Origin of the sequence: Streptomyces sp. AA1529 (assembly GCF_000280905.1) — a bacterium.
In the GTDB taxonomy this organism is placed as follows: domain Bacteria; phylum Actinomycetota; class Actinomycetes; order Streptomycetales; family Streptomycetaceae; genus Streptomyces.
The window spans coordinates 83,366-106,387 of record NZ_ALAP01000009.1 but is presented as its reverse complement, the minus strand read 5'-3'; the positions used below and the strand labels follow the sequence as shown (position 1 = coordinate 106,387).

The following is a 23,022-nucleotide window of genomic DNA, read 5'->3' as shown; positions in this document are numbered from 1 at the left end:
GCCCGGAAGGGCAGTCCGCCGAGCGGTCAGCGGTGTACGTGGGCCGCGATGGTGCGGGCGCACTCCGCCGAGGGGGTGTGGGTGGTGTCGACCTGGAGGTCGTAGTGCACGCCCCGGTGCACCAGGTCTGCCTGGGCGGCGGCCATTCCGCGGACGCGGTCGCCGCGGGCCCGTTCCCGTGCCGCGGCGACCGCGCTCTCGCAGCGGACGCCGACCCACAGCACCTCCAGACCGCGAAGAGCCTGCCGCCACCGCTGCTGCGAGGCGGCGCCGCCGAGGAAGACCTCGTCGATGACGACGTGGGCTCCCGCGCGGGCCATCGCCGCGACGCCTGCCATCCACGCGGCCTCCAGCTCCCGGAACCGCGGCCCGACGCTCACTCCGCCGTCCTCCGCGAGTGCGAGGCCGGCGTCCCCGGTGCGCAGCGATGCGGGCATGGCCTCGATCAGATCGTCGACCCCGAGGCCGAGCCAGGGCTCCGGCAGGGTGGCCTGCAGACTTCCGGTGAGCTCCGACTTGCCGGAGCTGGAGCCGCCGTTGAGCACGATCACGTGGGTTGTCACCGCGCCACGGTAAAGGGCGTCCTCCGGGTGGGTGCAACGGCTTTCCGCGCCGGGGGCCGGGAGCGGTCGGCCGGGGACGGGTCCGGTGGCGCTGCGGTGGGCCGGCCATGCCTCGAACGCGGCTGTCTCCCGTGAGCGTGTTCCCCGCCGTTCCCCGGTCCGTATGGCCCGCGCGTTCCCCGCGCCGTACGGCGAAGCCGCCTCCGTGCCTCTCGCGCTCCAGCACGGCACGCTGGCCAGCGGAAAGGCGGCCCGGCAGGCGGTCGTCGACTTTCTGCTGGAGGAGGATCAGCTGGGTCCCGACCGGGCGGACGGCGCGCTGGGACTCCAGGTGCCGGACTACGTCCCACCGGGCGCGGAGTGGCAGGTCGAGATCACCGGCACGGACGACCCGTCGGGCGTCGAGTGCACCCTGGCCGCGCTGGACGGCGACGGCTGGAGCCGGGACGGCAGCCCGTACGCGGACGGCGACGAGCTGCTCCGCGTGGACCTGCGGGTGCCCCGGCCCGGCCTCTACCGGCTCACCGTGACGGCCCCCTACAGCCCCGCCGCCCTCACCCAGCTCGTCTTCGCGGGTCCCGACTGCGCGGCCGACGGCGGGTGAGGCGGATCCGGACCGCGACCGTGTCCGGGGAGGGGCCGACGGTACGGGCCGCGGGTGCAAGGGGCCCGTACCGCAGTGCTTCGAGAGCGTCGCGGAGCGTCCGGCCGCCGATGCCGGCTCAGCCCTCGCGAGGTCCCATGTCCCGTGCCGCACGGGCGAGTTCGCGGACGGGAGCCGACTCCCGGGCCGTGGGCCAGATCAGGACCCAGCTCGCCGTCGGGGCGTCGTAGGGGTGGAGATACCGCAGGCCGGGCCACCGGTAGTAGCGGGCGGCGTCACCGTGCACCAGGCTGATCGCCTCGCCCGCCGCGACCACGGCGGCGACCTCCTGGAAGGTGGAGACCTTCGGGCCGCGCCGGATGGGGCGGCCGCCGGGCGTGTGGGTGGGCACGAGCATCCGCAGCCAGTACTCGGGGACGGGTACGGCCGGGTGCGGCAGGGTCCAGTCGGCCAGGTCCTCCATACCGACCGCGGCGCGGGAGGCCAGAGGATGGTCGGTGGCGACCATGAGCAGCAGGGGTTCGGTGACGACCGGCGGCCCGACGGTGAGGTCCGGCTCGCGGACGGGCAGCCAGGCGGTCGCCACCTCGACGGAGCCGCTGCGGAGCGGGCCGAAGGGGTCCGTGAAGCTCATCTCCCGGATGCGGAGTTCGACTTCGGGGTGCCGGGTGCGGAACAGGTCGATGAGGCGCGCCTGGTCGTGCGCCTGGGGGCCGTGCAGCCCGAGCGTGAGCGTGCTCGCGGCGCCGCGGGCGGCGGCGGTGGCCGCACGGGTTCCCTCGACTATCCGCTGGTAGCCCGCGCCGAGGTCCTCGCGCAGCTGAGCTCCGATGGGCGTCAGTTCGACCCGGCGGCTGCTGCGGGCGAAGAGCCGGGCGCCGATCCGCCGCTCCTGTTTGGCGATCGACTGGCTCACCCGGGCCTGCGACACGTGGAGGCGGTCCGCGGTCCGGCCGAAGTGCAGCTCCTCCGCCAGGGTCAGAAAGATCTCGATGTCCCGCAACTCCACCCGCGTTCCCCCGCCGCCACCGATAACTCCCGGGTTATCAGACCATGTGGAACCGACGATTGTTCACCCGGTTTCCGCGCTGCATCCTGAGCCACGTCCTTCTCGACGGGACACCACTCACCGCACTCCAGGGAGATCGACGTGCTCATACCGCTCGCGTACGGCTTGGCCGTGGTGCTCGATCTCTTCGTCGTCTTCATCGGTCTGCGGTTCTTCTTCCAGCCGCGGGCCGCGGCTGCCGGGTACGGCGTCCCGGCGAAGCCGGACGGCGACTCCGCTTATCTGACCGTCAAGGGGCTGCGCGACCTCGTCTCGGGTCTTCTCGGGCTCGCACTGCTGGCGTTCTCGGACGCCGCAGCCGCGGCCTGGTTCATGCTGGCGATCTCGCTGACCCCGCTGGGGGACACGGTGATCGTCCTGCGCAACGGCGGCACGAAAGCCGCGGCCTTCGGCATCCACGCGGCCACGGCCGCGGTCGTCCTGGTCTCCGCCGCGCTGCTCTTCGCGGTCTGACCCTGGTGCGGCAAGGCCGCCGCACCCTCACAGCGCCCAGGAAGCGAGCAGATGTCACTCATCCCACCGGACTTCGACCGGTCCCACGTCGTACGCGAGGCCGACGCCGAGGTCATCGGACGGGCCCCGACCACCATCCGGCTGCTGGCGGACAGCAGCGCCACCGGCGGCGCGCTGTCCACCCAACGGGTCACCCTCGCCGACGGCGCGAACGGCGCCGCTCCCCACCACCACACCAACTCCGCCGAACTCTTCTACCTGCTGGACGGCACGGCACAGCTCCTCTCCGGCGATCAGATCGTCACGGCGGGCCGGGGCGACCTCGTCGTGGTCCCGCCGAACGTGCCGCACGCCTTCGCCGCGGCTCCCGGGGAGAGTGCGGACATCCTCATCGTGATCACCCCGGGGGTGGAGCGCTTCGAGTACTTCCGCCACCTCGAGCGCGTCGCCTACGGCAAGGTCCCGCCGGAGAGCCTGCTGGACGTCCAGGAGCTGTACGACACGTACTTCCGGCAGAGCGAGGTCTGGGACGCCGCGCGCGGCTGACCGTCCGGACCAGGGCATCGACGTGACGGCAGGAGAGACACGATGAGGCGAGGAGACGTGGTGCGAGTGCGACACACCCTGGCCGCCTGCGCGGCGGCCGTGGCGCTGACGGTGGCCAGTGGCTGCGGCAGCGACCAGGAAGGCCGCTCCTCCGCCGACGGGGACGGGCTGTCCGCGGGCAGCGGGGGACGGCTCATGGACGGCGGCACGGAGGGCCGTCCGAGCGCCGCCACCATGGCGGACGTGGAGGCCTTCGTCAGCCGGTACACCACGTGCACGGACCTGCACATGCAGGACGAGGACTACGAGGACGCCGTTCTCCCGAACCCGGAGGAGGCCGGTACCGCGTGGGGCATCGAGGAGCGTGCCGTGTGCTTCAACCTGAAGCGCAACTCGGTCCGGCTCATGACCATCACGGACATGAAGAGCTTCCAGGCCCGGGCGAAGGAGCACGGCGGCGGCTATCTCCTGGGCGAGGACTTCGCCGTGGCCAGCGGGACGAGTGCGACCCGGAACGACCTCAAGGACTCCGGACTCCTCGATCTCCACTGCGACCCGGACACTCCGATCCCGAGCGGCTACCGGAAGGAGAAGGCACTCGTGGACGGATGCACGCTGACCGACTTCGTCTCCTGACGCCCGGCAGGCCGGGCTGCTGCACCGCGGCGCACGTCGTCCGCCTGCGACGTGCGCCGTCGGTCTCGTGCCGCAGCGCGCACCCGGGCACGGAACCCCTCGGCCGTGACGGGCGGTTGCCCGTGCTGCGTCAGGCGGCGGGCCCCGGGGCGGAGGCCCGCCTGGCGGTGTCGCGCCGGCGGATGGCCTCGGCCACCTCGTCGAGGGCGGTGCGCAGGACGGACCCGTACGCGTCCGGGGAGAGCGCGGGGAGATGTTCCCCGGCCGCGGCGATGTGCTCGGTGGCCGCGTCGAAGGAGCCGAGACGGCGGTAGTCGTCGGCGAGGTTGAGGTGCAGGGACGGATAGCAGCCGGCGAGGTGCAGACCGTCGTGGTGCTGCTGGACGCGCTGTTCGGTGCCGGCGTCGGCGGCGTCCAGGGCTCGGATGTCCCAGGCCAGGGCCGATGCCGGGTCCTCGCAGACCTTCGCGACGTGCTCGTCGATCAGCCGGGCCGCGTCATCCGGCTCCGCGTCCAGGGCCGCCTCGACAGCGGTGAGCGGCATGCCGATCTCGCGGAGCCGGCGCAGGACCGCTGCCCGCGTCACCTGGTACGCGCCGTAGTAGCGGTGGCCGGAGACCGGATCGACCTGGGCAGGGCGGAGCAACCCGGAGTCGGCGCAGAAGCGCAAGGCGCTCGCGGTCAGTCCGGTGCGGGGGCGAAGGCCCCGATCGGCATCAGCTCGTCTTTCGGCATGCGGCCGTCGTCGGGCTTCAACCGACGTGAAGGTCAATACCGGCCGGGCGGGCCCGCTGCTCCCGGGTCCGCACTGTCCAGGTCGCGCCGGAACCAGGTGCCCGGCTCACCGCGGAGGCCGGCGGGATCGGCGGGATCGACCGCGACGAATCCGGCCTTGGCCAGCACCCGCCGGGAGGCGACGTTCGCACCGGAGGTGCCGGCCCGCAGAGTGCGCAGCCCGTATCGTGTCGCGGCCAGCCGGCACAGCTCCTGGACGGTCGCGGTCGCCACGCCGCGTCCGGCGACATGCTGTGCGACCCGGTAGCCGAGTTCGGCGGCACCGTCCTCGAGGTCGTACAGGTTGAACCGGCCCAGCACGGAGCCGTCCTCGGCGACGAGGACGTGGAAGGCGCAGACCCCGGCCTCCTGCTCGGCCAGCAGGGCGCCGAACCGGTCGGCGAACCGGTCGAAGAACGCGTCGCCGCGGTCGGCGACGAAGGCGGCGAAGTAGGCGCGGTTCGCCGACTCGAAGGCCAGGACCGCCGGGGCGTGGTCGGCACGCAGCAGCTGCAGTTCGGGCACAGCGCGACTCTATCCAGCCGCAGGGCTGAGGACACCCGGGTTTCCGCCGGCGGACTCGGGCCCCGGGAGCGGCGCGCATCGACACCGCGACGGGGGTCCTGCTCGCCGCCCGCGGCCCCGTCCGACGGCGGGCCCTCGCCGTCCGCCCGCCCGGCAGGCGGAGGGCGATGCCGGGAAGGCCGGCGGGGCAGGCCCTCCCGGGGCGCCAGGTGCGGTGCCGCGGTCACGAGGAGGGGGCACGGCGGCCCATTCCGGGAAGGAAGCGTCCGGTTCGTCGGATGTACCGCCGGTAGGGGGCGCCGAAGACGCGGAGGAGGTGCGCCTCCTCGCTGGGGATCCAGCGGCGGTAGGCCGACCAGGTCTGTGCGGTCAGCAGGGCGGCGAAACCCGAGCGGGACGCGAGGGCGGCGCCCGCTGCGGCGAGTTGGAGGCCGAGGTACTGCGGGTTGCGGCTGTAGCGGTAGACACCGGTGGTGTGCAGTGCTTCCGGTGCGGTCCCCGAGAGCTGCGCGGTGGAACTGAAGGTGCGTACGCCCGCCAGTGCCGCTGCCACGCCGGTCGCGGCCATGGCGCCGCCGAGGGCGCGGGCAGGGCGTGGAGGCAGCGGCAGCGGCCATACGCGGCGGCGGCAGGCCCAGCCCAGGGCGGCCGCGTGGCTGCCGTAGAGCCCGTACATCGCGGCGACCGTGCCCGGTGCGAGGGTGTCCCGGTGGGAGTACTGCTGCTCCATGCGCCGCAGTACGGCCGCGGTCAGTCCGGCCAGCGCGGCCCCCGTCGTGAGTGCCTGGATGTTCGTCCTGGAGGTCACTGTGCTCTCCGTCTCTGTCGGCCGCGCGGCCCGGCCGCCGCCGACGCGGGGTGTGGCGTGAAATGCGGGGATCACTGGTGTCCGGTGCCCGCTGCGGCGCCGGTGGAGGGTGTGTTGAGGCCGAGGTGGGCGACTGCGGGGTCGGTCTCCCACCAGGGCCGCATGTGGTCGGGGGAGGCTCCCTCGGGGACCTGTGCCGCCAGGCGGGTGTCGATCGCGGCGGCGGTTCTGCGGTCGTACCGGCGGGCCTGGCGGAAGACCAGGGCCAGGAAGGGGACGCCGACGGCGTGTCCGAGGATCCAGTAGGCACCGCCGCCGACCTGGATGTCCTCGCTCAGCGGGCGGCCCCAGGGGCGGTCGAGGGCCGCGTAGTGGTCGGCGGCGATGCCGACGCCCATGGCGTAGATGAGGCAGAGGCCCAGGACGGCGTTGAGGAGGATCTCGGCGAAGGCGAGGAAGAGGGAGACCACGGGTGAGTAGGCGGTGGGGACGGGGTCGTGTTGCAGGCGGCTCCAGTAGTAGAGGAAACCGACGGCGATCAGCAGGGCTCCTGAGGCGATGTCCGCCGCGGGGCTGCGGAGCATGGCGGGCAGCCAGCCGGTGAAGAAGACCGCCCAGGGAAGACCCATGAACAGCACGGCGCCGGTGGCGGGGTGGGCCAGTACGCGGGCGGGGCGGCTGTGCAGGGCCCGGCGGGCCCGTGCGGCACCGGCCGGGTGGAGGAGCGCGCCGACCAGGGTCAGGGGGCGTACCAGGGCGAGGAACAGAGGGACCACCATGAACAGGGCGGTCAGCTGGACGGCCCGGACCCAGAAGAGGATGTCGGCGTAGGTGCCGATGAAGGACTCGGTGACCAGCAGCAGACTGGCGAGGGCCGCGGCGAGGGCGGCGCTGCGGCTCCAGGGCCACCGGCGGCCGCGGCGGCGGGTGAGGCGTACGGCGACCAGGTAGGCGGCCGTGAGCAGTGCGAGGGCGGTCAGCAGGGCGGGGTCGGCATGCCAGTCGGTGAGCATGCGGTGCCAGGTCAGCTCCGGCGGTCCCTGGTAGGCGCCCGCGACGGTCATGGTGGAGGGCTTCCTCTCTTCGGCGGAGTGCCGCTCCGGGCGGGGAGGGCACGGTGCGTGCTCACGTGCTCAATGGGTGCGGGGCCCGCGGTGGTGCACGGGTCGGTGGGTTCCTTCCGGACGGCGGACCGGGCGGCCGCCGGGTGCGCTGCCCGAGTCCGGGCCGGAACGGTGACCGCTCATGGCGGGCCTTCCGGTGGGGCAGCGGGGCACCGGCACGGGTAGTGAAGCCCACTCGGTCGCCGGAGGGCAAAGGCTGCACCGGTGACCGTTGTCAGTACCGACAGCAGTGCTGTGACCGGCGGCAACCGGATGCGGCCGAGAGGGAGGACGAGCCCGTCCGGGCACTCTCCGGAGTGCCCGGACGGGGCCGTTGCTACGCGCGCGCCGGTTGCAGGCCCGGTGCGGGCAGGCGGCCGGTGCGGGCCAGGCCGGCCACCGCGCCCGCGCAGCCCAGACCCGTCAGGGCCAGGACCGTCCAGGTGAGCCAGAGCGCGTCGTTGGCGGTGGCGAAGTCCCACAGGGCTCCGGTGGCGAGGTTTCCCAGCGTGATACCGAGACCGGCCACGGTGTTGTAGAGCCCGTAGTGCGTGGCGACCAGCGTGTTGCCGGACAGCGAGACGACGGTGTCCATCTCCAGCGGGTAGACCACCGCGCTGCCGGCCGCCAGCAGCACCACCGCCACGGCCAGGGCGGCCAGTTGCGTCGCGGTGGCGAACGGTCCGTCCACGCCGGGGGCCAGAGCGAGGGGGAGGAAGGCCAGTCCCATGGTGGCCAACCCGCGCACCATGGCCTGCGAGGTGCTCCAGCGCTTCCTGGCCCAGCCGGTGAGCCGCAACTGCCCGGCCGCGGCCACGGCGGCGGAGAGGACGAACAGGCCGCTGGTGGCTTTCCCGCCCTCGGCGCCCAGGGCCGCGTCCGCGGCCATGGGCAGGGCGAGGTAGATCTGGAAGGTCAGCACGGAGGAGCCGATCATCGCCAGCGCGAACAGCAGGAACGGCCGGTTGGCCACCACCTGCCGCCACTGCCCCAGCACTCCCCTGTTCGGGCTCGCATCTGCCGCGGGGCGGCGGTCGGGCAGTGCCCGCCACTGGAGCAGCGAGAGGGCGGCGAAGATGAGGGAGGCGACCGTGCACACCGCCCGGAAGTCGGCCGCCAGCAGGGCCAGTCCGGCGGGTGGACCCAGCAGCATCCCGCCCTGGTAGTGGACGTTGAACGCGGCGAACGCCTCCACTCTCCGCTCGCCGGCCTCCGCCGCCAGACAGGCCCGTACCGCCGGGTTGAACAGCGCCCCGGCAAGGCCGGTCGCCGCCGAGGCGGCGATCAGGGCGGGGAGCGAATCCACCCATCCCAGCAGCGCGAATCCGCCGGTCCGCAGCAGACATCCGGCCATGATCGGCGCCTTGCAGCCGAGCCGGTCGGCGATGCTGCCGCCGATCAGGAACATCCCCTGCTGCGAGAGGTTCCGCACGCCCAGCACCAGCCCGACCGTCCATGCGGCCAGGCCCAGGTCACCGGAGAGATGCATCGCCAGGTAGGGCATGAGCATGTAGAACGCGAGGTTGATGGCGAACTGGTTGGCCATCAACAGCCGGGCGGCGGGCGGGAACGAGCACGTCGTGCGCCACAGGGACCTCATCGGACCGCCTCCGCCGCGACATGGCCGGCCGTCTCCCGGGGCGGGGCGGCGAGCGGGTCCTCCACCGTGCGACAGCACGTCCAGGAGGTCACCGTCTCCTGCGTCGGGCAGGCGATCTCCCGCGGCACGGACGCCGGCTCATGACCGAGCAGCCGATGGCTTCGGCACCATGCGTCGTCGTAGACCGTGCCGATGTAGCGCTGCGGCCCGTCGGGGAAGACCGCGACGACGCGTGTCTCGGCAGGCAGCGAGGCGGCCAGGTGGCGAGCGGTCAGGGCGACCGCGCCCACACTCCACCCGCCGCTGGCGTAACTCGCCCCGGCCAGCTTCCGGGCCGCCCACACCGCCTCTCCCGGCGCGACCCAGTGGACCTCGTCAAAGAGTGCGTAGTCCACGTTGCGCGGGTAGATGCTGGAGCCCAGCCCCCGCATCAGCCGCGGCGCGGCCGGCTGGCCGAAGACCGTCGAGCCGACCGCGTCCACCCCCACCACCCGCAGGTGCGGGAAGTATCCGCGCAGCGCCCGGCCGATCCCGGCGGAGTGCCCGCCGGTGCCCACGCCGGCCACCAGCACGTCGATCCGGCCGAGTTGGGCGACCAGCTCATGGGCCAGCGGGCCATAGGCGTCCACGTTGTCCGGGTTGTGGTACTGGTCCGGGCACCACGCGCCGGGATGCCGGGCCAGCAGCTCCTCGACCTTCTCGCGGCGGGTCTGCTGCCACCCGCCGTCCGGATGCGGCCGGTCCACCAGATGCACCTGGGCGCCGTAGGCGGTCAGCAGCCCCCGCATCAGCGGCTCCATTCCCGGATCGGTGACCACGGCCACCGGGTGGCCGTGGGTGAGCCCGGCGAGCGCCAACCCGAGCCCCAGCGTGCCGGAGGAGGACTCGATGACCGGCGCGCCCGGCGCCAGTTCGCCGCGCTCGCGGGCACGGCCCACCATGAACAGCGCGGTGCGGTCCTTGATGCCACCGGGATTGTGGCCCTCCAGCTTGGCCCAGAACCCGCGCCCCACGGCACAGAAGGGCTCCCCGACCCACAGCACCGGCGTACCTCCGACCAGACCGGCCGGAGTGAGCGCCGCGAGCGCGGGAGGGGTGAGCAAGCGGGCCGAGGGAGACGGAGACACCGGAGCGTCGAGCGTTTTCATGTGCACTACTCCTCGCGCGACCGCCCCTTGCGGCGGACGCGCTGGTCGGACGCGGAACCTTTGCGTGGCTCGGCGACGCCCGCACCGGCCACCGGCAGCGGCAACGAGTGCCGGCCGCCCCCGGACCGTGCGGCGTCGGGCCGCTCAGGTCCGCCGCACCCCCAACATCGCGCGCAGCCGTTCACCCCGCGGCCCCGCACGTGGCCGGTCGGCCCGGCCCGTCGCCGGCCCCGCGACCGGTACGGCGGCCCCCGGCGCCGTCGCGGGCTCGTCCTGCGGTCCGGGCACGGGCGAGCCCTGACTCACCACCCCGGGCTCGTCCACCCCCGAACACTCCGCCGAACCATGGCGATGCTCGTCGGCGGACCGCAGCGCGGGAGCACCGGTCCGGCCCTGCGGGGAAGCGCCCGCCGTCGCGGAGAAGGAGTCCACCCGCGCACCCGTCGCCGACTGGGCCCCGTGCGCACAGCCCAGGGCATGCAGGACCCCGAGCAGCACCACGGCGAACAGCACCGCGGCCCGCACCGGACCCCGCAGCTTCCCAGGCGTCATCCCCACCGACACGTGGCACAAAGTAGTCGAGACACTGCATAAAGTGCTCGTCAGTGTCGCCCGAACACTCCGACGCCACCTCGCACAGGGGAACCAGGGCGCCGACGGCGGTGCGACGCGGGTCACACGCGGCCGTGTCACAGGGGGCCGGGCCCTCTCGTCCCAGGGGGTGTAGCCACGGAGGACCGCAGAGGAGCACACCATGGACACACGGCTGGACTACTTCGCCGACCCGACCGCCGGCAAGGCCCTGAAGTACTTCATGTCGGCGGGCAGGACGCTGAAGGAATCGCCCCTGCCGGCCGCGGCGCAGGAGCTGGTGGCGCTGCGCGTGAGCCAGATCAACGGCTGCGCCGCCTGCATCGACGTGCACACCAAGGAGGCCGCTGCCGCCGGAGAGACCCCGGTGCGGCTGAACCTGGTCGCGGCGTGGCGGGAGGCCACCGTCTTCACGGAGGCCGAGCGTGCCGCGCTGGAACTGGCGGAGGAGGGGACCCGGGTCGCGGACGCGGCCACGGGCGTCGGTGACGAGGTGTGGACACGAGCCGCCGAGCACTACGACGAGGAGCAGCTCACCGCTCTCGTGGTCCTGGTCTCCTTCATGAACGCCGTGAACCGGCTGAACATCATCACCCGGCAGCCGGCCGGCGGCTACGAGCCGGGGCAGTTCCGCTGAACGGCGCCGACGACCGGCCCGGGGCCCGGTGGCGGGCTCCGGAACCGGGCGCGGCGGCGTGGGCGTGACCGTCGGTGGTCCGGGCGAGCACCGAGGATGTCCGGGCCGGCGGACACGGAAGGCGGGAAGGCACGAGGAGGACATCGCCATGCACAAGGTCGAGGAGTTCGAGGAGCTGCGGCCGCTGCTGTTCTCGATCGCCTACCGGATCCTGGGCAGCGTGGGCGAGGCCGAGGACGCGGTGCAGGAGACCTGGCTGCGCTTCGACGCCACGACGGCCCGGATCGCGTCGGCCAAGGCGTTTCTGACGACCGCGGTGACGCGGATCTCGATCGATGTGCTGCGTTCCGCGCGGGTGCGGCGGGAGGAGTACGCGGGCCCCTGGTTCCCCGAGCCGCTGCTCAGCGACCCGTACCAGGATCCGGCACGTTCGGCGGAGCTGGCCGACTCGGTGTCGATGGCCGCCCTGCTGCTCCTGGAGCGGCTCAGCCCGCTGGAGCGGTCGGTGTTCGTCCTGCGGGAGGTGTTCGGCTTCGGGTTCGACGAGGTCGCCGCGGCGGTGGGACGGTCGGAGGCGGCGTGCCGGCAGCTGCTGGTGCGGGCCCGGCGGCACATGCGGGACGGGCGGCCGCGGTTCGAGGCGGACCGGCGGGAGCGGCAGGAGCTGGCGACGCGGTTCTTCGACGCGCTGAAGGACGGTGACATGGCCGGGCTGCGGAAGCTGCTGGCCGCCGACGTCCAGCTCGTCGGAGACGGCGGCGGCAAGGCCCCGCAGCTCGCCAAGGCCGTCAGCGGCACCGAGAACGCGGCCCGGCTGCTCGCTTCCGTCTTCCCCCTGATGGCCCGGGTCGACGTGACGTTCGAGCCGCAGGAGATCAACGGACAGCCCGGCGCGATCTTCCGCGACCGGGACGGCAAGGTGCTCCACATCATGGCCCTCGACGTACTCGACGGACAGATCCGGACCGTTCGCACAGTGATCAATCCCGACAAGCTCGGTCACCTCGGGCCGGTCGCCGACGCCTGGGCCGTCGACCGCGAGGTGAAGCAGGCCCGTCGGCGGACGGGGTGACGCCGAGGCCGGCGCGGGCCGGAACCGCCCGGACCGTTCTCAGCCTCGCGTCCCCGAAGGGCGGCAGTCGACGAATTCCGCCCAGACGACCTTTCCCGGATTGCGCGCCCCCACTCCCCACTTGTCCGCCAGTGTTTCGACGAGAAGCAGCCCGCGGCCGGTCTCGGCGTCGTCGGTGGCGGACGAGAGCGCGGGAGTTCCCTCTCCGCTGTCGTGCACCTCAATTCGCAACTGTCCGTCAGACTCCAGCCAAAGCATCACCCGGAATCCGCGTCCCGGTGGAACACCGTGCAGCAGTGCGTTCGTGGCGATTTCACTGACGCACAGCAGCACGTCGTCACTGCGCGCCGCAGCACCCCAGTCCTCCAGCGCCCGCCGCACGAACGCCCTGGCCCGAGGGACGGAGCGGCGCTCCCGGCGGTAGAAGTGTTCCCGGAAATGCGGCAGATGAGTCTCCCAGTTCATGGGAAAACCGTCGCGTCGGCCGGTTAACCTCAACACCGGTTCCACTCGTACAGCTGAGTTGTACGAGTTCCACTCCGGTCGGTTCCCGGCCGGTTGGGGGAGAGACACGGTCATGCCACCGAAGAAGCGCCAGAAGAACGCGTCCGCCCTGAAGTTGGTCGGACAGCTCCTCGCCAACTACCGCCGCGCCGCCCACTTCACCCAGCAGGCCCTCGCCGACCTGGTGTGTATGGACGTCGATTCCATCGCCTCCATCGAGCAGGGCCGCCGCGTCCTCAAATCCGACCTGGCCGAACAATTGGACGAGACCCTCGGCACGAAGGGCTCCCTGGCCATCGCCGTCGTCCACCTGCCGGACATGGACAAGTACCCGCTGTGGGCGGAAGAGTTCATCGACCGGGAGCAGGAGGCCGTCGCGATCGACTGGTTCGAGAACCAGGTACTCCCCGGGCTTCTTCAGACCGAGGACTACGCCCGTGCGGTGTTCCGGAGCAAGGAGCCGCCGCTGGAGGCGGACGAGGTGGAGGTCCAGGTCGCCGGCCGGACAGCACGGCAGGCGGTCTTCCAGCGGAAAGTCCCACCCTCCGCCAGCTTCGTCGTCTCCGAAGCGGTCCTGCTGGACCGGCTCGGCGGCGGCAGCGTGCGACGGGACCAGCTCCGCCGCCTCCGGGAGGACGCGGACATGCCGGGCCTCGCACTCCAGGTGATGCCCCTCGGGCGTGAGAAGCATGCGGCGCTTGACGGCCCGTTCGTGGTGTTGGAAACCCCGGACCACGAACACTTGGGATACATGGAGACTCAGCGCGGCAGCATGCTCGTCTCAGAAGCGAGCGAGGTCAGCATCCTCGCCCGAAAATATGCGATGCTGCGAACCCAGGCTCTCAATGTGGAGGACTCCCGGAGCCTGTTGGACCGGCTGCTAGGAGAGGCATGAGCGAAGCACAGTGCACACCCGGCACCGACAGCCTGAACTGGTTCAAGTCCAGCTACAGCGGCAGTGAGGGCGGCGCCTGCCTGGAGGTCGCGTTCGACTGGCACAAGTCCAGCTACAGCGCCGGCGACGAGGCCGCCTGCGTCGAGGTAGCCACCTGCCCCGAGGCTCGCGTCCACGTGCGGGACTCCAAGAACCCCGCAGGCCCCTCCCTCACCCTCTCCCCTGCCACTTGGACCTCGTTCACGGCATACGCCATCGGCGAATAGCCGACTGCGGCCGAGGCCGCGCCGTGCTCGCTGCTCCAGCCCGACTCGGAGGCACCTAGCCAGGCGTGGACAACCGCAGCACTCACATCGGTGCTCGGACATCCCCGGGGTGGCTGTCCAGATCATGCCGTCCGTCCCGCTGGAGGACGCCGGGCGCGAGCACCTGACGCACGCGAGGAGTGTGCAGTTGCTCGGGCCTGCCACAGGTCCACCCGCTCCGCCGGGCCGCCAACGGGAGACGGAGCGACCGGGGAGGGCGGCATGCGGGCGTCCGAGCCTGCGATCCGGCCGGACGACTCCTAAGGGCTCGCAGAGCATCAACGTGCCGGTTCGATCTGCGTGGAGATGCTGCCCGCGAGGAACGCGGTGACGTCGGCGGGCGTGCGGAACCTGGCTGTCGAGGGCGGGTTGGTGTAGCCCTGCTCGGCCAGGAGGGGCTGGACTTGGTGAACGGCCCTGCTGGGGGTGGAGGGTGTAGTTCCGGTCGCCGCGGAAGCGGTGCCGGTGCATGGGCAGGGCGTCGATGACGCAGTCGGTGACCTTGATGCCGGTGTCGTAGGTGCCCGGGTCGAATTCGGCGTGGACTTTCAGCCCGGTGCGGGTAGTGGTCGCCGCGATGCTGCTCACGACGACGTCGTGGTCACGAAGCCTTCCTCACCCCGGGATGTGCACTCATCTGCCGGCGACGCCTGTGCTCACGCTGTTGACTCGTCTAGCAAGTTGAAGGAGGCGACTGCGATTCAGGAATGCATGCTGCTTTCTGGGCGGCCATAACTTCGTCGCCGTACTCGAAGGCCCAGGCGCCGATGGCGTCGATGGGCGCCAACAAGGTCCGGCCCAGAGCGGTGAGCTGGTACGTGACCCGTGATGGCGCGTCGGGGCCTGCCAGCCGGTCGACGAGTCCGTTGAACTGCAGCCGGCGCAAAGTCTCGGTGAGGACCTTGGAGCTGATGCCCCCGATCCGCTCCCGTAGGTCGACCGGGCGCCTGGGGCCATCGCGCAGTGCCCAGAGCACGACGGGGTTCCATGTGTTGGAGAGCAGGTCGAAGGCGAGGCGGGCCCGGCAGTCGGCGAGGAAGGCGTCGGTCGTCACGTACCAAATGGTGCCCGAACCGCCTTCTAACGTCGGTGTGAATGGCGAAGCAGGCACGGAGAGGAAACCTGTGATGAGAATCGGCGTGCTGGGAACGGGCAACATGGCCGACGCGCTCGCCGCCCACTGGGTGCGGGCCGGGCACCAAGTGACCATCGGGGGCCGGGACGCAGGGCGGAGCGGCTCGCGACGGGCATGGGAAGCCGCGTGAAGCCCGCCGGTCTGCGAGCCGCGGCCGAATTCGGTGAGGTGGTGTTGGCCGCGCTGCCCTTCGGTGCGGGAGCGGACGTAGTACGGGACCTGCACGTGGCCCTGGAGGGCAAGGTGCTGCTGGACTGCTCCAATCCGGTCGGCCCGGGCTTCCGGCTGCTGACAGAAGGAGGCCCCTCAGCCGCACAGCGACTTGCCGCGGTGGCACCGAAAGCCCACGTGGTCAAAGCTTTCAACCTCTGCCATGAGGACGTGTGGCGTATGCGGCCGCCCATCTTCGACGGGCGGCCACTGGCCGTGCCGGTCTGCGGGGACGACGAGAGGGCCCTCGCGCGTGTACGCGAGTTGGTGCGGGATGTGGGCTGTGACCCCGTGGCCGGCGGCGGTCTCGAGCGTGCGGGACTCCTGGAAGCGACCGCCGCGCTACTCATCGCCCTGTGGGTCGGTGAGGGGGCGGATGCGCAAGCAATCGCGCCTCCGCTGGCCTATTCGGCCGGACCGAGCCATCAGGAAACGGAAGATGGCACGGGGGCTTTCCGTTAGGAGTTGTCAGTCAGCCGGTTGCAATGCCCAGTAGTGCGGTTCGATGGGGGCCCGCCGCACCACGATGCGACCGGTCACGTCGGGACTGTCCACGATCTTTCCGTACGAGCCGGAGAAGTCGCCGGGCGTGTGCTCGATGTCGGCCCACACCACGCTGCCGGGCCCGGCGGAGCCGTAGGAGACGGTCCACTCGCCATACTTGTCACCGCAGCTGTGGACCGACACGCTGTGCTCCGGCGTCACCCTCAGGCAGGTGCGCGGGTTCGAGCCCGACGGGGAGACTTCCATCATTCCGTCGGGGCGGCGCAGCACCTGCCAGTTCGCCGACGTGGACGGGGTGTCCGTGCAGGCGCCCAGCGACACCACGCCGATACTCCCGTGTGTCTTGGGCCAGACCAGACACTTGCCGTCCGCGAGAGCCGCGAACCGGTAGACCCCGTCGACGAGCGGGGCGGCGTGGGCGGGTTGTGCGAGTGCCGCAGTGGCCGCGAGCGCGGCGGCCGTGACGGCGATGACACGTGAACGCATGGGGTGAGACTCCTCGGACAGCTGTGGTCGACCCGCTCGCACGGCATGGACACGGTTGAGAGCAGAGCCGCCGGAGACGACGGCGGACTGATCTTGGAACGTCGGCCCGTCCGGTAGCGGCTTGCGGCAGCCGCTGTCACCCGTCCAGCCGAGCCGCGTCATCCGATGGCGTGGCGGCTCGGGATGCGGCCTCGCCGCCGAGAAGCCTGTTTTCACCAGCGGGCGGCTGGACGCCGCCCCGGGTGCGTCCAGCCGTCAGACCCGCCGCGTTCAGGGTGCAGGCCATCATCGGTTCGTAATTGACGAATAACCGGCTGCGGCCGATGCCGCGCCCGCGCCATGCTTGTTCGTCTATGAACGAGAAGCGGAAGGTCCGCGTATCCAAGTACCTGGCGCGCCATCTGCGCCACTACCCGGCCGGATCGGGCTCGACCTCGACGCGCACGGCTGGGCCGGTGTCGACGAGTTGCCGGCCGCCGCGGCGGCACACGGACTCCCTCTCTCCCGAACGGAACTCGAAGAGGTGGTGGCGACCAGCGACAAGGAGCGCTACGCGCTGTCTCCGGACGGCACCTGCATCCGCGCCAACCAGGGCCACACGGTCGCCGTCGACCTGGGCCTGCCGCCGCTGGCACCGCCCGCCCGCGGTGCTGTTCCACGGGACGGTGCCCCGGTTCCTGGCCGCGATCCGCGCCGAGGGGCTGCGTCCTATGGCGCGGCACGCCGTCCACCTCTCCGCGGACCGGGAGACGGCGGCGCGGGTGGGTGCGCGTCGGGGCCGGGCAGTCGTCCTGACGGCGACCGCGGGGCGGATGCACGAGCAGGGGCACGTCTTCCACGGGAGCGAGAACGGTGTCTGGCTCACCGACGCCGTACCCGCCCGCCACCTGGTGCTCCCCGGCCAGAACCGACCCCTCCAGACACCGCTCAGCAAGTGATGATCTGCCGGGCGGCGGACGCGGAGAGCCGGGCAGCGCTGGACCGGCCGGGCGCGCGGTGACGTCCTTGCACCGGCGGGGGTGACGTGAGGCTCCGCCCGGCCCCACACCACCAGGCACCGCTCCGGCCAACTGCCGCGTTTGCGGGACCCTTTGCCTGGCGTGTGGACTGGTCCCGTGTCTACTGTTCTCCATCTCTGCGCGAGTGCCGCCGCCCCCGTCCAGTACATCGGCTCCGCCGTCCGGTCGGCGCGGCGGAAATGGGGCTGGGACGTGCACCTGCTCCTCACACCGACCGCCGCCCGATGGATGGAGGCGGAACTGCCCGAGCTGGAGGAGCTGACCGGCCACCCGGTCCGCCACCGGTACGACGCCCCCTGGCGGTCCGAGCCACTGCCGTCGGCGGATGTCGTGCTCGTGACGCCGCTGTCCGCAGCGGACGCCTGCGCCTGGGCGGCGGGTATCACGCCCGACCCGGCGCTCGCGGCCACGGCCGAGGCGTCCTGCCGGAGCAGGCCCGTGCTGGCGATGCCGTACTGGCATTCCGAGACGGACAGGCAGCGCTCGGTGCGGCGTGCGCTGGAGCAGTTGCGGTGGGATGGGGTGAAGATGCTGCGCCGTCGCAAGGGCTACAAGCCGCACCCGCCGGATGAGGGGAACCCGGCCGCGTACCCGTGGGAGGGGGCACTGGCCGCGGCGGAGCGGGAACTCAGGTTCTACTGACGCGAGCACGTTGCGGCACCCGCAGCCCACATGGCACGACCGATCAGTGCACCCGGGAAATTGCAGCGGGCACTGACACGAGCAGACCGCGACCGTCATGTCCTGCGCGGACAGCAACATTTTCTACGCGTGCCCCCAACGTTGACCGATCGTGCCGATGCGGCGCTAGTCGGTGTGGAAGGCCGAGGAGGCGGGGAATTGCGTGTCCGTGCAGCTGCGGCGGCTCGCGACATCCGTAACGTACGCACGGAAGAGCTTCTCCGCCCGTTCGGGCGGTATCACCTTGTCGTAACCGTAGGAGACGGTCATCGTATGGATCTGGGGCTTTCCCGCGCAGACGGAAGAAGCCCACCACATCGATTCGTCCCCGCGGCCCGCCGTGCCGGGCTCCGGCTCGACGGGGGGGCTCGTCGTAGCCGATCGAGTCGAGTTGGACGTTTTCCGCCCCCTCTCCTGCATAGGTGTGCAGAGAGACGTACCACTCGCCGATCGAGGACGGTGGATGAACGGTGCTGTGACGTCGGTCTGCCGCTACTGACTCCCAGAGCCTGTGCGCGCGCTCCTCGCCGAGCACCAGGCCGCAGCGCTCGTCCCACAGCCGGTTGTCTGTGCGGCTCTCCAACACCTGGTCAGGGAGCTTCTCGTCACCCGCAAAGTCCTTCTTGCGGTACCACTCACATGTCCCGTTCGCGTGAGCAGCCCCTTCAGGCCCGGCCGTGAGGGCGGGTATGTCCGTGGGAGCGTCGGGCAGCCGATCAGTGCAGCCGGCATGCTCGGCGAGATTGTTGAGGGTCCGCACGGCGATGTCTGCCAGCGCGTTGCGATCGCTGGAGAACAGCTGGCCCTTCTCGGAGAACGGCCGACCGGGCTCGGTCAGTGAGGCCCGCGCCCACAGCTTCTTGACCGGCTTGCCGTTCGCCCTGCCGTCGGAGCAGGGGAGCTCCACGGTGACTCCGGAGTCCGAGACCGTCCCCACTATGCCGCCCCCGAGCGGCTCTGGGGGGTAGGTGGGGTCACCATAGGGATCCAGGAGCCGGTCCTGAGAGTCCTCAGGCGTCACGGGCGTCTTCGAGGGCAGTGCGCCGACCGCGCCGGTGAAGAACCACCGCTCGCCTGAGGAGGTACCGTGCTTCTCTCCGGCCTCGGTACTGAAGAGCTCGCAGTGCTGCGGCAGGTCGGCCTCGAGTTGGATCGTCCCGCTGTCGGATTGCCGGTGCGAAATGGTGCCGCCCGCCGGGGAAAGCGCAAGCACCGGCACAGCCGGCACCAGTCCCCCACATGCCTCGTTGATCTGCTGTCGGGCGGTCCAGGTCTGCAACAGCAGCGGACCACCCCACCAAATCCCGGCCACGGCAGTCAGACACAGCACAACATTGCTGATCTTGCGCACCCTGTTCGGGACTTTCACCAGTCGCCCCCCGAGTCCCGTCACCGGTTTGCCGAAGCTACCAGCCGCCGCCCAGCTCGGCGGCATCGCCCCGTGGGAAGAGCCCGGTCATCCACGAAGAGGGATACTCGTACCGGTCTGCACACCAAGGTCGCGTGGATGGCGTGCGACGGCTACATCTCCACAGGGCCGGGGACGGGCTGCTCCGCCCAGATGATCTTGCCGGTCGCCGTGTGGCGGGTGCCCCAGCGTTGGGCGAGCTGGGCCACCAGCAGCAGGCCCCGGCCGCCCTCGTCGGTGGTGCGGGCGTGGCGCAGCCGCGGGGAGGTGCTGCTGGCGTCGGAGACCTCGCAGATCAGGCCGCGGTCCAGGATCAGGCGGAGGCAGACCGGGCCGGTGGCGTGGCGGATGGCGTTGGTGACCAGTTCGCTGACGACGAGTTCGGTGGTGAAGGCCAGTTCGTCCAGGCCCCACTCCGCCAGCTGCTCCCCGGCCGCGGCGCGGGCGCGCCCGACGGCGGCCGGGTCGCTGGGCAGGTCCCAGGAGACGACGCGGTCCGCGGGCAGGACCCGGGTCCGGGCCAGCAGCAGCGCGGCGTCGTCGACGGGGGGACCGGTGAGCAGGGCGTCCAGGGCGTTGCGGCCGATCGTCTCCAGGGTGGGTCCGGGCTCGGCGAGGGCTTCGCTCAGCCGAGCGAGCCCGACATCGATGTCCCGGTCGTAGGTCTCGATGAGGCCGTCGGTGTAGAGGGCGAGGAGGCTGCCCTCGGGCAGCTCCCGTTCGGCGGACTCGAAGGGGAGGTATCCGAGGCCGAGGGGCGGTCCGACGGGCAGTTCCACGATGTCGACGCCGCCGTCCGGGCCGACGATCACGGGTGGGAGGTGGCCGGCCCGGGCGAGTGTGCACCGCCTGCTGACCGGGTCGTAGACGGCGAACAGGCAGGTGGCCCCGAGGAACGCGGTGCCCGCGGTCTCGTCCTCGGCCGAGGACGGCTCCTCGCTGCTGTGCGCCCCCATGAGGCCGATGACCAGGTCGTCCAGGTGGGCGAGGAGTTCGTCCGGGGGGAGGTCCAGGTTGGCGAGGGTGCGCACCGCGGTCCGCAGCCGGCCCATCGTCGCCGCCGCGTTGATGCCGTGCCCGACCACGTCCCCGATGACCAGGGCGACCCGGGCCCCGGAGAGCGGGATGACGTCGAACCAGTCACCGCCCACGCCGCTGGGGACGTCCGCCGGGAGGTACCAGGACGCCACGGTCAGCGCGTTCCCCGCCGTCAGCTCCTGCGGCAACAGGGACCGCTGCATGGAACGTGCCGCGGTGCGCTCGCGGGTGAAGCGGCGCGCGTTGTCGACGCACACCGCGGCGTGGGCGACGATCTCCTCGGCGAGGCGCACGTCGTCCGCCTCGAAGGGGTCCCGGTGTGCGGGCCGGGCGAACGTCGCCACGCCGAGGGTGACGCCGCGCGCCCGCACCGGGATCACCACCACCGAGCGGAAGCCGAACGCCCGGATGGAGGCGCCGAGCGACTCGTCCTCGGTGACCCAGGGGCTGGTGGCGGGGTCCAGGGTCCGGTCCACCAGGGTTCTGCTCTCCAGCAGGCAGCGGGTCACGGGCGAGGACGGGGCACGCTGGACCACTTCGCCCACGGCGCGGGTCGCCTCCGGGGCGCCCTCGCGCACCGACTGCTGTCCCGCGCGGCGCAGCACGGGTGTCATGCCGACCGGTCCCGGTGCCGGTTCCTCGCCCTTCATGACCGAGTCCAGCACGTCGACGGCGACGAAGTCGGCGAGGGCCGGTACGGCCTCGTCGGCCAGTTCCTGGGCCGTGCGGGTCACGTCCAGCGTGCTGCCGATGCGCGCTGCGGCCTCGTTCAGCAGGGCCAGCCGCTCCTGGGCCTGCCAGCGCTCGGTGACGTCGATCAGCATGTACCAGACCCCCACGTGCCGGCCCTGGCGGTCCGTCATCACGAAGATCGAGGCGGAGAACGCGCGTTCGCGGTACGGGTCCGGGTAGTGCGGGCCGCGGAACTCGTGGTCCATGACCGGCTCCCCGGTCTCCAGGACGGAGCGCATCGTGGCCTCGAACGCCTCCGCCGTGGGCCCGGGCAGCACTTCGGCGATCTGCCGGCCCAACCGCCGCTGCAGCGGGACGAGGCGGTCCAGGGCCTCGTTCACCCAGACGTAGCGCAGGTCCGAGTCCAGCACGGCGATGCCGACCGGCGCGTGGTTGAGGAACGGGCTGAGCATCAGCTGGCTCATCCCGCCGCCGGGCATCCGCCAGAAGGCGCGCCTGGGCGGCCGGCCGACGAACCTGCCGAACAGCAGTGCGGCACAGGTGGCGACGAGCACGCCCGGGACCATCTCGTAGAGGCCCGACTCCAGCGGCCCGAGCAGGGGGTTGATCCGCTTCCACAGCAGCACCGTGGCGGCACCCGACACGATCCCGGCCATGGCCCCCGCCCAGGTCATCCGCGGCCAGTACAGCGAGAGGAGGACGACGGGGCCGAAGGCGGCCCCGAAGCCCGCCCAGGCGTAGGCGACGATGCTCAGCAGTCCGTCCCCGCGGAGCGCGATCGCGAAGGCCGCGAGGATCACCACACCGACCGCGGCGCGGCCGACCCGCACCAGCACCTTGTCCGAGGCACGCCGGTTGAGGAACGCGCGGTAGAAGTCCTCCGTCAGGGCCACGGACGACACGAGGAGCTGGCTGTCCGCGGTCGACATCACGGCGGCCAGCACGGCGACCAGCATCAGCCCGGCGACCCAGGGGTCGAGCAGCGTGCGGCTCAGCACGATGAACACCGTGTCCGGGGAGGAGAGCGGCGTGTCGAGTTCGGCGATGCCCACCAGACCGACGAGGGTGGCGCCGCCGAGCACGAGGACGACCCAGCCGGTGCCGATGCGGCGGGCCGCCGGCACCGCGCGGATGCTGCGGATGCCCATGAAGCGGGCCAGGATGTGCGGCTGGCCGAAGTATCCGAGGCCCCAGGCGAGCAGCGAGACGATCGCGACGGCGCCGAGCCCGCCGCCCGCCGACCACTGGCCGTCCGCGTAGTGGACGTCGGACCCCATGTCGAGCAGGCCCGCCTTCTTGTCGCCGAGGGTGGAGCCCAGCGCGCCGAACCCGCCGACGGCCGCGACACCGACCGCCGGGAGCACGATCAGGGCGCAGAGCATCAGCAGACCCTGCATCACATGCGTCAGGCTCACGGCGAGGAACCCGCCGAGGCAGGAGTAGATGGCGATCACCAGGGCGGTCAGGGTCACCCCGAGGCCGAAGCGGATGTCGAAGACGTACTTGGACAGCAGCCCGCCGGCCACCAGGCCGCTGGCGACGTAGACGGTGAAGAACACCAGGGTGACCGCGGCCGAGACCATCCGCAGCGTCCGGGTGCGGTCCTCGAACCGCTCCTCCAGATACGCCGAGAGGCTGACCGCGTTCTCGGCGCGCTCGGTGTAGGTGCGCAGCCGGGGCGCGACGAACAGCCAGTTGAGGTAGGTGCCGACCGCCAGACCGGCAGCGATCCAGGCGGCGCCGAGACCGCCCGCGTAGACCGCGCCGGGCAGGGCGAGGAACAGCCAGCCGGACATGTCACTGGCCCCGGCGGACAGCGCGGCGACGTAGGCGCTCAGTCTGCGGCCGCCGAGGGCGAAGTCGGCGAAGGTGCGGGTGCGGGTGTAGGCGCGGACACCGATGGCGAGCACGGCGACCACGTAGCCGAGGAACACGGTCACGATCGGCGCACTCAGATGGAACACGTTGCCTCGCCTGCGAGGTTCATGAGCTCGGAGGCGGCCGTCGGCACGCCC

General features: G+C 71.8%; 23 protein-coding genes and 3 pseudogenes. 11 read left to right on the top strand and 15 right to left on the bottom strand.

The window, feature by feature from the left end; all coding sequences use genetic code 11:
- Positions 1 to 26: 26 nt before the first annotated feature.
- Positions 27 to 551: a chloramphenicol phosphotransferase CPT gene (gene cpt / locus A949_RS0101810; protein WP_019354298.1), complete on the bottom strand. Its 525-nt coding sequence runs from the start codon at positions 549 to 551 to the stop codon at positions 27 to 29.
- Between the two features lie 175 nt (positions 552 to 726).
- Between cpt and A949_RS0101805 the strand changes: the two genes are divergently transcribed.
- Positions 727 to 1,167, top strand: coding sequence for a hypothetical protein (locus A949_RS0101805; RefSeq protein WP_019354297.1), 441 nt, complete (start codon positions 727 to 729; stop codon positions 1,165 to 1,167).
- Between the two features lie 118 nt (positions 1,168 to 1,285).
- On the opposite strand, the gene A949_RS0101800 is transcribed toward A949_RS0101805, so the two are convergent.
- A complete protein-coding gene (locus A949_RS0101800) occupies positions 1,286 to 2,176 on the bottom strand; it encodes a LysR family transcriptional regulator (RefSeq protein ID WP_019354296.1) in 891 nt (296 codons plus the stop codon).
- 141 nt (positions 2,177 to 2,317) lie between these two features.
- On the opposite strand from A949_RS0101800, the gene A949_RS0101795 reads away from it, so the two are divergent.
- The 3 genes from A949_RS0101795 to A949_RS0101785 are packed head-to-tail and all read left to right on the top strand — an operon-like array spanning position 2,318 to position 3,871.
- A complete protein-coding gene (locus tag A949_RS0101795; protein ID WP_019354295.1) occupies positions 2,318 to 2,689 on the top strand; it encodes a DUF4267 domain-containing protein in 372 nt (123 codons plus the stop codon).
- A 51-nt stretch (positions 2,690 to 2,740) separates the two neighbouring features.
- Entirely contained in the window at positions 2,741 to 3,235 is a 495-nt protein-coding gene (locus tag A949_RS0101790; protein WP_019354294.1) for a cupin domain-containing protein, read from the top strand.
- 60 nt (positions 3,236 to 3,295) lie between these two features.
- Positions 3,296 to 3,871 carry a hypothetical protein gene (locus A949_RS0101785; protein ID WP_026004252.1) on the top strand — a complete coding sequence of 192 codons (576 nt, stop codon included), beginning with the start codon at positions 3,296 to 3,298 and terminating at the stop codon, positions 3,869 to 3,871.
- 130 nt (positions 3,872 to 4,001) lie between these two features.
- On the opposite strand, the gene A949_RS36030 is transcribed toward A949_RS0101785, so the two are convergent.
- The 7 genes from A949_RS36030 to A949_RS0101750 form a co-directional block, all read right to left on the bottom strand.
- Positions 4,002 to 4,517, bottom strand: coding sequence for a MerR family transcriptional regulator (locus A949_RS36030; protein ID WP_237735707.1), 516 nt, complete (start codon positions 4,515 to 4,517; stop codon positions 4,002 to 4,004).
- Positions 4,518 to 4,639: 122 nt separating this feature from the next.
- Positions 4,640 to 5,170 carry a GNAT family N-acetyltransferase gene (locus A949_RS0101775; RefSeq protein ID WP_019354291.1) on the bottom strand — a complete coding sequence of 177 codons (531 nt, stop codon included), beginning with the start codon at positions 5,168 to 5,170 and terminating at the stop codon, positions 4,640 to 4,642.
- Positions 5,171 to 5,393: 223 nt separating this feature from the next.
- A complete protein-coding gene (locus A949_RS35325) occupies positions 5,394 to 5,978 on the bottom strand; it encodes a methyltransferase family protein (protein WP_019354290.1) in 585 nt (194 codons plus the stop codon).
- 71 nt (positions 5,979 to 6,049) lie between these two features.
- A complete protein-coding gene (locus A949_RS32120; RefSeq protein ID WP_019354289.1) occupies positions 6,050 to 7,042 on the bottom strand; it encodes a cytochrome c oxidase assembly protein in 993 nt (330 codons plus the stop codon).
- A 376-nt stretch (positions 7,043 to 7,418) separates the two neighbouring features.
- A complete protein-coding gene (locus tag A949_RS0101760; protein ID WP_019354288.1) occupies positions 7,419 to 8,681 on the bottom strand; it encodes an MFS transporter in 1,263 nt (420 codons plus the stop codon).
- A complete protein-coding gene (locus A949_RS32115) occupies positions 8,678 to 9,829 on the bottom strand; it encodes a PLP-dependent cysteine synthase family protein (RefSeq protein WP_019354287.1) in 1,152 nt (383 codons plus the stop codon). Before A949_RS32115 ends, A949_RS0101760 begins: the two co-directional genes overlap by 4 nt.
- A gap of 144 nt (positions 9,830 to 9,973) precedes the next feature.
- A complete protein-coding gene (locus A949_RS0101750) occupies positions 9,974 to 10,393 on the bottom strand; it encodes a hypothetical protein (protein ID WP_158687524.1) in 420 nt (139 codons plus the stop codon).
- 190 nt (positions 10,394 to 10,583) lie between these two features.
- On the opposite strand from A949_RS0101750, the gene A949_RS0101745 reads away from it, so the two are divergent.
- Together A949_RS0101745 and A949_RS0101740 are read left to right on the top strand one after the other, a co-directional pair.
- A complete protein-coding gene (locus tag A949_RS0101745) occupies positions 10,584 to 11,057 on the top strand; it encodes a carboxymuconolactone decarboxylase family protein (protein ID WP_019354285.1) in 474 nt (157 codons plus the stop codon).
- A gap of 148 nt (positions 11,058 to 11,205) precedes the next feature.
- Positions 11,206 to 12,129, top strand: a complete 924-nt coding sequence (locus A949_RS0101740) for an RNA polymerase sigma-70 factor (RefSeq protein WP_019354284.1) — start codon at positions 11,206 to 11,208, stop codon at positions 12,127 to 12,129.
- 39 nt (positions 12,130 to 12,168) lie between these two features.
- On the opposite strand, the gene A949_RS0101735 is transcribed toward A949_RS0101740, so the two are convergent.
- Positions 12,169 to 12,594 (bottom strand): ATP-binding protein, encoded by a 426-nt coding sequence (locus A949_RS0101735; protein WP_019354283.1) that lies wholly within the window; start codon positions 12,592 to 12,594, stop codon positions 12,169 to 12,171.
- A 112-nt stretch (positions 12,595 to 12,706) separates the two neighbouring features.
- On the opposite strand from A949_RS0101735, the gene A949_RS0101730 reads away from it, so the two are divergent.
- Both A949_RS0101730 and A949_RS0101725 read left to right on the top strand, forming a co-directional pair.
- Positions 12,707 to 13,528 carry a helix-turn-helix domain-containing protein gene (locus A949_RS0101730; RefSeq protein ID WP_019354282.1) on the top strand — a complete coding sequence of 274 codons (822 nt, stop codon included), beginning with the start codon at positions 12,707 to 12,709 and terminating at the stop codon, positions 13,526 to 13,528.
- Positions 13,525 to 13,794 (top strand): DUF397 domain-containing protein, encoded by a 270-nt coding sequence (locus A949_RS0101725; protein WP_019354281.1) that lies wholly within the window; start codon positions 13,525 to 13,527, stop codon positions 13,792 to 13,794. The genes A949_RS0101730 and A949_RS0101725 overlap by 4 nt, the downstream gene beginning before the upstream one ends.
- Positions 13,795 to 14,181: 387 nt before the next feature.
- Here the strand turns inward: A949_RS0101725 and A949_RS36025 are convergent.
- Positions 14,182 to 14,442: pseudogene (locus A949_RS36025) on the bottom strand (ISAzo13-like element transposase-related protein); the annotation flags it as partial.
- A gap of 64 nt (positions 14,443 to 14,506) precedes the next feature.
- The gene (locus A949_RS0101720) at positions 14,507 to 14,887 is read right to left on the bottom strand and encodes a winged helix-turn-helix transcriptional regulator (RefSeq protein ID WP_026004251.1); all 381 of its coding nucleotides are present in this window, start codon (positions 14,885 to 14,887) and stop codon (positions 14,507 to 14,509) included.
- A gap of 73 nt (positions 14,888 to 14,960) precedes the next feature.
- On the opposite strand from A949_RS0101720, the pseudogene A949_RS32110 reads away from it, so the two are divergent.
- Positions 14,961 to 15,640, top strand: a pseudogene (locus tag A949_RS32110) (NADPH-dependent F420 reductase).
- Positions 15,641 to 15,646: 6 nt separating this feature from the next.
- Here the strand turns inward: A949_RS32110 and A949_RS0101710 are convergent.
- A complete protein-coding gene (locus tag A949_RS0101710; protein WP_019354278.1) occupies positions 15,647 to 16,168 on the bottom strand; it encodes a hypothetical protein in 522 nt (173 codons plus the stop codon).
- A gap of 353 nt (positions 16,169 to 16,521) precedes the next feature.
- Here A949_RS0101710 and A949_RS32105 point away from each other — a divergent pair.
- Together A949_RS32105 and A949_RS0101700 are read left to right on the top strand one after the other, a co-directional pair.
- Positions 16,522 to 17,106: pseudogene (locus A949_RS32105) on the top strand (RNA 2'-phosphotransferase).
- A 177-nt stretch (positions 17,107 to 17,283) separates the two neighbouring features.
- The gene (locus A949_RS0101700) at positions 17,284 to 17,829 is read left to right on the top strand and encodes a flavoprotein (RefSeq protein ID WP_026004250.1); all 546 of its coding nucleotides are present in this window, start codon (positions 17,284 to 17,286) and stop codon (positions 17,827 to 17,829) included.
- A gap of 43 nt (positions 17,830 to 17,872) precedes the next feature.
- Here A949_RS0101700 and A949_RS37900 read toward each other — a convergent pair whose 3' ends face one another.
- A complete protein-coding gene (locus tag A949_RS37900) occupies positions 17,873 to 19,219 on the bottom strand; it encodes a hypothetical protein (protein WP_158687523.1) in 1,347 nt (448 codons plus the stop codon).
- A 170-nt stretch (positions 19,220 to 19,389) separates the two neighbouring features.
- The gene (putP, locus tag A949_RS32100; protein WP_037705767.1) at positions 19,390 to 22,971 is read right to left on the bottom strand and encodes a sodium/proline symporter PutP; all 3,582 of its coding nucleotides are present in this window, start codon (positions 22,969 to 22,971) and stop codon (positions 19,390 to 19,392) included.
- Positions 22,972 to 23,022: the final 51 nt, after the last annotated feature.